This is a genomic window from Paracoccus marinus, assembly GCF_007018965.1.
In the GTDB taxonomy this organism is placed as follows: Bacteria; Pseudomonadota; Alphaproteobacteria; order Rhodobacterales; family Rhodobacteraceae; genus Paracoccus; species Paracoccus marinus.
Window position 1 is genome coordinate 222,425 of sequence record NZ_VJYZ01000007.1, and the last position, 7,587, is coordinate 230,011.

At 69.6% G+C, this 7,587-nt stretch carries 5 protein-coding genes and 1 tRNA gene; 2 read left to right on the plus strand and 4 right to left on the minus strand.

Annotated features, from left to right (window positions below):
* Position 1: 1 nt before the first annotated feature.
* The 3 genes from FNF32_RS05345 to FNF32_RS05355 all read right to left on the minus strand — a co-directional run bounded on the left by FNF32_RS05345 (position 2) and on the right by FNF32_RS05355 (position 3,121).
* The gene (locus tag FNF32_RS05345; RefSeq protein WP_131673769.1) at positions 2-1,045 is read right to left on the minus strand and encodes a cysteine synthase A; all 1,044 of its coding nucleotides are present in this window, start codon (positions 1,043-1,045) and stop codon (positions 2-4) included.
* A gap of 108 nt (positions 1,046-1,153) precedes the next feature.
* On the minus strand, positions 1,154-2,251 hold the full coding sequence (locus FNF32_RS05350; RefSeq protein ID WP_131673768.1) for an NUDIX domain-containing protein: 1,098 nt from the start codon (positions 2,249-2,251) through the stop codon (positions 1,154-1,156).
* Between the two features lie 3 nt (positions 2,252-2,254).
* A complete protein-coding gene (locus FNF32_RS05355; RefSeq protein ID WP_143796505.1) occupies positions 2,255-3,121 on the minus strand; it encodes a hypothetical protein in 867 nt (288 codons plus the stop codon).
* A 195-nt stretch (positions 3,122-3,316) separates the two neighbouring features.
* Here FNF32_RS05355 and FNF32_RS05360 point away from each other — a divergent pair.
* Positions 3,317-3,406 (plus strand) — tRNA-Ser (locus tag FNF32_RS05360).
* A 127-nt stretch (positions 3,407-3,533) separates the two neighbouring features.
* On the opposite strand, the gene FNF32_RS05365 is transcribed toward FNF32_RS05360, so the two are convergent.
* The gene (locus FNF32_RS05365; RefSeq protein ID WP_131673807.1) at positions 3,534-4,049 is read right to left on the minus strand and encodes a cell wall hydrolase; all 516 of its coding nucleotides are present in this window, start codon (positions 4,047-4,049) and stop codon (positions 3,534-3,536) included.
* Positions 4,050-4,323: 274 nt separating this feature from the next.
* Here FNF32_RS05365 and FNF32_RS05370 point away from each other — a divergent pair, with 274 nt between their 5' ends.
* Entirely contained in the window at positions 4,324-7,515 is a 3,192-nt protein-coding gene (locus FNF32_RS05370) for a DUF4781 domain-containing protein (RefSeq protein WP_143796506.1), read from the plus strand.
* The last annotated feature ends 72 nt before the right edge of the window (positions 7,516-7,587 follow it).

Consider the following 7,587-nt stretch of genomic DNA (forward strand, 5'->3'; position numbering starts at 1 on the left):
TTCAGCCTTCGGTAACGTCCGGGATGCGGGCCGACATGTCGGCCTGCGCGGGGTCGAGCCAGCGCGGAACGGGCAGGTTCCGCTCGCGCAGGAACTCGGGATTCCACAGCTTTGTCTGGTAGCGGGTGCCATAGTCGCACAGCACGGTGACGATGGTGTGCCCCGGCCCCATGTGCCGCGCGAGCCGGATCGCACCGGCCACGTTCACGCCCGACGAGCCGCCAAGGCACAGCCCCTCGTGTTCCAGCAGGTCATAAAGCACCGGCAGCGCCTCGCTGTCCGGGATGCGGCAGCTGAAATCGGGGGTGACACCTTCCAGGTTCGCGGTGATCCGCCCCTGCCCGATGCCCTCGGTGATCGAGTTTCCCGACGACGCGAGCGCGCCGTCGGCATAGAAGCTGTGCAGCGCCGATCCGTCCGGGTCGGCCAGCCCGACCTTCACCCCGCGCGGTTGCAGCGCCATCGCGCAGCCCGCGAACGTGCCGCCGGTGCCGACCGAGCAGATAAACCCGTCCAGATTGCCGCCGGTTTGTTCCCAGATCTCGACCGCGGTGCCTTCGATATGTGCCTGCCGGTTCGCGGTGTTGTCGAACTGGTTGGCCCAGATCGCGCCGCCGTCCTCGGTCGCGGCCAGCTTTTCGGCCAGGCGGCCCGAATAGCGGATGTAGTTGTTGGGGTCCTTGTAGGGTGCCGCCGCGACCTGCACGAGCTCCGCCCCGGCAAGGCGCAGCATGTCCTTCTTTTCCTGGCTCTGGGTTTCCGGGATCACGATCACCGACCGGAACCCCATCGAGTTGCCGACGAGCGCCAGCCCGATCCCGGTATTGCCCGCCGTCCCCTCGACGATTAGGCCGCCGGGCTTCAGCTCGCCCCGCGCGACCGCGTCGCGGATGATGTAGAGCGCCGCGCGGTCCTTGACCGACTGGCCGGGGTTCATGAACTCGGCCTTGCCCAGGATCTCGCACCCCGTCAGCTCGGACGCGCGGCGAAGCCGGATCAGCGGCGTATGGCCGACGGCGGCGGCAAGATCTGAGCAGATACGCATGGTCGGCCCTTTCGCGGTCTCGTGTCCTCAACGGTTTAGCAACGCGAAGGGTCCGGCCACAACCGCGTGCGCGGGTCCCTGCCCCGCTGCGTCCGCGTTGCGCACGGTTCACGCGCCGATCGGATCACCGGTCATGCGGTGGACATGTTCGGCGCGCAGGTCCGTCGCGCCCCGGTCGAGCCACAGTGCGAGGATCAGAAGCGGTCCGTTCACGATCCGGCCCGACAGCGCCGCCCGCGTCAGCTCGGCCCGATCCATCAGGATGCCGCGGATATCCTCGCCTTCCTCGGCCAGCCCGCCGATGCCCGCGCAGCCGTCGGGCAGGTCGGCGATGCCCACATAGGCATAGATGTATTCGGCGGCGATGCCCGGCGTCGGATAGTGGTGCGGCGCGGGAATGAGCGTGTCGATGGTGATCCCCGCCTCCTCGACCGCCTCGCGCAGCATCGTCTCCTCCGGCCCCTCGCCCGCGTCGATGCGGCCGGCGATGGGTTCAAGGACGAACGGATCGGGGTCGAGGCGCGCGGCGGGGCCGGCGCGGAACTGCTCGACCACCAGCACCCGGTCGCGCACCGGGTCCCACGGCAGCACCACCGCCGCGTCGCCCGAGACGAAGACGCCGCGGTGGACCGGCGCGGCCCAGCCGCCCTCGTGCCGGCAGGGCTGGAAATCATGTTCCTCCATCGCGAACCACGCAGCGTAGGGTTCGTTCACGGCAAGGCTGCGATAATCCATGCCGTCGACGCGCGCCGGCATCAAGCGCCCGCGCAGGCGCGACGCGCACCAGCCCGCGATCATCGGCAGCCTTGCCGCGATCTCCCCGGCCATGCGGTGGGCGGGCCGGGACGCGACGTGGCGCGCGATTTCCACGGCCAGCTCGGCCTGCCAGCCGTCGCGCCAGTCATCTGGAACGTCGTCGCGCGGCCCGGCGTCATCCGTGACACCTAGCACCGTTTCCCCATGCCACGAAACGGCCGACAGCCCCATTACCGCCGCGTAGCGTCGCAGTATGGCGGAGTCCTCGACCCGCACCCCGTCCAGTCGCCCCTCACCCGGCGCAAGCCGCGGCCATCCGCCTGCGCGGATCCCCGACCACCGCCCGCCCGTGAGCATCCCCGCGACGATGACGCGCTGCCCGTGGCTCAACCCCAGCGCGTCGCGCAGCCGCGGGTCGGCCAGGGGGCCGATCAGGATGATGGACGCCATGCCCTACAGGCTCACGTCGCGAAGCGCGAGGGCCAGCTTGCCGCCCATCTCGTACATGATCGTCTGCATCGCCGCGCTGTAGCTTTGCTGCAGCATTGCGTCCAGCCGCCGCGAGGCGGGTGTTCCGGCCTGCCGGATCAGCGTTTCCATCTCGGCATCGGACAGGGGCGCGAGGGCCAGGAACATCAGGGCCTCGGTCGTCCCCGTCTGTCCCGCCCGCACCGACGATTCCTGCCCCGCGATCTTGTCGATCCGGTCGGCTTCCGGGTCGACGCTGCCCGGAACCGCGCTGTCCATGCCGGCCATCAGCGCCAGCGTGTTGTTCATCGCATAGGCGACGGCGGCGTCCACCGCGCCCTGCGCCTCGACCAGCCGCCGCACCGCATCGACCCGCGGGTCCGCGCGCGAGGCGGCCGCGTCAAAGGACGCCAGCGCGGCATCGATCCCCCCCTGCTTCGCCATGACCGCGCGCGCCGCAAGCGACCGCGCGGCGACCCGCTGCCCCAGATCGGATGCGTGGAACGCAATCGCAGGCGCGATCGCGGCCGGATCAAGGGGTTCCATCTGCGCGCCAAGATCGCGCGCGACCAGCGCCCCGATCCGCTCGGCCGACAGACTGCCCTCGGCCGCCTTCAACAGCTGCTCGTCGTAGGTTCGCCCCGTCGGATCGGCTTCGGCATCGGCCCGCACCTCCGCCTCGATCTCGACGACGATCAGCGCGTCGAGCCGGTCGAGATGCAGGACCTGCCGCACCAGGTCCGCGCTCATGGTGCCGTCCTGAAGCGCCTGCGTGCCCGGCTCAGGCGCACCCTGGGCAAGAGCCGCCATGGGCAGCGCGGCAAAGACCACGATCAGCCCGATCCGCGCCATCCTCAGCCCGGACCAGCCCCGTCGCGCACCGGGCAAGCCCCCCGCCATCCCGGCCGCGCCAGCGATCGTTCGCGGTCGATCCGCCCGTCCTGTCATCGCCGCGCCTTCCGCTGATCCCGAACCAGATTCTCGTTCATCCCCTCTTGCGCTTCAACCCCCACCTCTCTAAACCCCCCGCTCACCACACCAAAGCGCGGAGAGGTGCCGGAGTGGTCGAACGGGGCGGTCTCGAAAACCGTTGAGCCTTCACGGGTTCCGTGGGTTCGAATCCCACCCTCTCCGCCACTTTCATCCATCGCCGCTGACGGTTTGATCACCGCATAAAGCGCCCGGTGATGTGGTTCCGTTGGGTCTACATCCAAGCCAAAGTTGACGTTGACACCGTGGGGTACTCGCCCGCCTGTCCCCCCGCTCACCGCGACCGCCGGGTCAGCCCTTCGATCGTCGGGCGCGGGACGGGCTGGGTGACAAGCTCGGGCCGGCGTCGCTCGTAAAAGGCATTGCCGCCGGTGGTCAGGACGTAGTGCATGTTGTCGTAGCGTGCCCGGTAACTGGCGGCGTGGAAGAACTGGGCGTTGCCGATCAGCGGATGACGCTCGCCGCGCAGGACGGCGACCGCCGCCTCGCGGACCATCGGGGCAGAGCGCGCGTCCATCCGGCGCGTCATCACCCCCGGCGCGAACTGGTTCTTTTGCGACACCACGCCGCAGACCGTGCGCGGGTACCGGCCCGAGGCCGCCCGGTTCATCACCACGCTGCCGACCGCGACCATGCCGTCCCGGCTGGAGCGGTTGGATTCGAAGTACATGGCGCGTTCCATGCAGTCGAGCTCGGTGTGCCGCCTGAAGACACCGCAGCCGGACAAGGCGGCCACCGTGGCTGCAAGGAGGGCAAGCGTCCGTGTGGTCCGGGCAAGGCGAGTTCGCATGAATGGCTCGTCGGTTGGTACGCGTGGCACCTTGGCGGGCGCGGCCCGGATCGGCAAGGCGTCGAGGAACGCGCGCGCTCGGGGATCGCGGATGCCGGCCGCCAGCTGACCCTGGCGCTGGTGGATCGACGGTGTTCGCCCGGTCCACCGGCCCTCTGGCGGGAACCCGCCGGCACATCGACCATACGCCCTCACTGTCGTCTTTCCGTTACAAACCCCTCCTACCCCTCGAAGAGAAGCATTTCAGCAGCCATTCTTTTCAGGACCGAACTCGATGATTGCACCGTCCAAGGCCGATTCCGGGGCTACCAGCCGCGCCGCACAGGATGCCAGCCAGCGCATGGCGGCGGCGAACGCAGCCCCCGTGCCGAAACAGCAGGCGCCCGAGCCTGCGCGGACCCCGGCAGCCCCGCAGACCGAGCCGCCCGCCAACGCCGCGGCCGCACCGGTCGAGCCGCCGCCCGCCCGCGCCTCGGCGGTCGGCACGCAGCTCACGGCGGATCGCAAGGCGCAGATCGACGGGTTCATCAAGGACAATGCCTTAAAGCCGCGGCACAGCATCTGGGCGCCGGGCGGGGGTCGCAGCGTCGGGCGGGCGCTGGGTGGCGAAAGCGAGCTGGGCAAGCTCGATGCCGGGGAACGCGACTATCTTGCCCGGCAGTCGGTTGCTGCGTGGCTCGGGTCGGACCCGTTCACCAGCGCGAAGCAGGCCGAGGATGCGCTGGCCCAGCTGGGTGAGAACCCTTCTGCGCGCCGGGAACTCGTGCGTGCGCTCGCGGCACCGCCGTTGCAGGATGCGGGACCCGCAGGGCATGGAGAGCCCTCCCTGCATGCCAAGGCATACACTGACGCGACCGACCGGATGCTCGACACCGCGCTCGAGGCGGATGCCAGGACGGTGCTGCAAAGCGCCGAGGGGAACGAAGCGCGGATCGCCGGCCGGACCCAGCACATGCCGATCGCCGTTCGGGCAAAGGTCTGGGCCACGCTCGCCGAGCCCGGCGCCGTTCCTGCCGCGACCCAGGAACGGCTGACCACGTTGATGCTGGTGATGGAGGACGGGCGTTTCGCCGCGCGCGACCAGCTGCGGCAGTCGATGGCCGACGCGGTCGCGCATGCGCGCCGTCCGGGCAACAGTCTTCAGGACGACGCGGCCCGCGGCCTGATCGCGGGCAACATCGACGCGGCCCTTCGGGACAGCGGCACCCGCGCAATGCTGTTCGACCAGAACATCCCGCAAGAGCAGCGGATCTGGGCGATGAACCAGGTCGCCGAAGGGAACGCCCGCGGCCTCGCCTGCAATCGGTTCGCCGATGGCTGGGAAAGCGAGGCGATCTCGCAGGCCTACGCCCGGGCCGCAAACCAGCCGTATCTGGCCCGCGGCACCGAACCCCGGACGCTCGGCGGCGAGGCCCTGCGCTCGACCGTCGCCCTGGCGATGGGACGCCAGCCGGACCTGCTGCCCGAAAACCCCGGCCCCGAGTTCCTCGCCAAAGGGCTCGACCAGCCGCTTTTTTCCGCGGGCGGCGACAACAAGCCGATCGACGTGGTCGCATCCAGCATCCGCGATCTCGGCGGCGATCAGGCGCAGGTGACGATCGTCCCGATCACCATCACCAGCGACAAGGAAGGCGCGGTGACCGTGCCGCTTTTCCGGGTCGAGACGGCGGACGGGCCGAAATTCGTCGATCACAACGGCGACCAGTACCGCAGCGTCCGGCACTGGGAGGAAACCAACAAGCTGCCGAAGGGCAAGATGACCTATGCCGAGGGGCTGGACCTCGGCAACGCCACCCTCAAGACGACGAACACCCCCGGTGTCGTCGACAGCTTCGCCGAGGCTTTCGGCCAAACGCTGGATTATGCCGCGCTGGCTGTGTTGGGGGTGGGCGTGGTGGTCGCGGTCGTGGGGTCGGGGGGCAGCGCCGCCCCGCTCATCGCGCCCGCAATGAGCGCCGCGGGTGGCTGGGGGGCGGCGCGAGCCGCACAATCGGCTTACGACCTCGCGACCCACGGGCACGATCTTGGCGACATGTCCGACCCGCAGGTGCGCAGCGCCATGCTGAACCTCGCCGCAAGCACGCTGTCGGTCGGGGCGGCCGCCAGGGCGGGCATGGCCATGAAGGGGGTGGCGGGTCAGGCGCCCGGGGCCGCCCGCGCGACCGCCGGTCTGCAGGTGGCCGCGACCGCGGCCGACGGCGCGGCCGTGGCGGATGCCGGTGTGCAGACGTGGCAGAACTGGGACAGGATGTCCGGCCGCGAAAGGGCTGGCGCACTGGTGGGCATCGCCTTCTGGGGCGGGATGACGGTGGGCACGAGCCGCGTGGGCGGCCATGCCGCGACCGACATCGGCGATATGGCGACGATGGCGCGCCGCCTCGAGACGGGCACCGGCTATCCGATGACGCCGAACCCCGGGATGCTGCCCGGCGAGGTCGCCGTGCGCTACGGCGTCGGCCCGGACGGGCGGACGACGGACGTGCGGATCGAGTACGGGGGCACCGTGCCCCCCGACCGGCCCACCGCGGCCCGCCACGACATCGCCGCGCAAAAGATCTCTGCGGCGGGCGGGCTGACCGACCGGCTGTCGCGCCTTCTGTCGGGGAACAGGCCGCCGGTCGGGTCCGAGGCCTGGGAAGCGGGCATCGAGATCGCCAAGATCCAGCGCGAGGCGGCCGACGTCAGCGCCGCGCTCGGCCGGCGCAACCTGTCCCCGCAGGAACGCATCCCGCTGGAACTGCGCCAGCACGAGATCGACAGTGCGCTTGAGGGGCAGCAGGCCCGCCTTGCCTCGTGGGAAACCACGGGCAGCGGCGCGATCGCGGACGCCGCCCGCGGCAAGAACCAGGCCGCGCAACTGGGCTGGCCGGAGGCGCCGAACGGCTACACCTGGGTCGCGGGCGGAGACAAGCCGCACCTGCGCCGGCTGGACGCGGACAAGGCGAAACTGACCTACGATCCCGCCACGGCGCATTTTACGGAGCGGCTGGAGGGGAATGCGAGCGGAACGCGCACCGGTCACGGGCAGACCGAGGTGGAGTTCGTGCTGGACGATCGAGGTGATCTATCCGTGGTGAGCGCCACGATCCGAGAGTACTGGACCGGCGTGGACCGGTCTGCGGCAGAGAAAAGTCTACAACGGGAGGCGGCCGCAAGAGGCAACGACGGCGATCAGGGCGGTCATTACCTCGCGCGACGGTTCAGCGATGCCGGGGGGCTGCGCAATCTGTTTCCGCAGAACGCAAACTTGAACATGGGTGCTTACCGCAACTTCGAGGACGAATTAGCCAAGTGGGTTTCGCACGGATTTGACGTGCGGCTAAGCGTCGCCCCAAAGCTTCAAAATGAAAATGGTCGACCAGCTTCACTGTTTGTCAGCCTCGAGGTACGCCCTCCTCTGGATACCGATGCAGATAGCATACTCATGCGCACACTCCATTTTGAAAACGAGGGCGGCGCGCGCTAGGGCGTGTTGACAAAAGGGGTTCACCGGGCGCGGTGATCGTGATTCAAGCTGGTATCTGCAATGGAGACCAGC

Excerpts from the sequence above, each read along its gene's own strand:
- FNF32_RS05355 (WP_143796505.1), bottom strand. The coding sequence starts at position 3,121 with ATGGCGCGGATCGGGCTGATCGTGGTCTTTGCCGCGCTGCCCATGGCG.
- FNF32_RS05365 (WP_131673807.1), bottom strand. The coding sequence starts at position 4,049 with ATGCGAACTCGCCTTGCCCGGACCACACGGACGCTTGCCCTCCTTGCA.
- FNF32_RS05370 (WP_143796506.1), top strand. The coding sequence starts at position 4,324 with ATGATTGCACCGTCCAAGGCCGATTCCGGGGCTACCAGCCGCGCCGCA.
- FNF32_RS05345 (WP_131673769.1), bottom strand. The coding sequence starts at position 1,045 with ATGCGTATCTGCTCAGATCTTGCCGCCGCCGTCGGCCATACGCCGCTG.
- FNF32_RS05350 (WP_131673768.1), bottom strand. The coding sequence starts at position 2,251 with ATGGCGTCCATCATCCTGATCGGCCCCCTGGCCGACCCGCGGCTGCGC.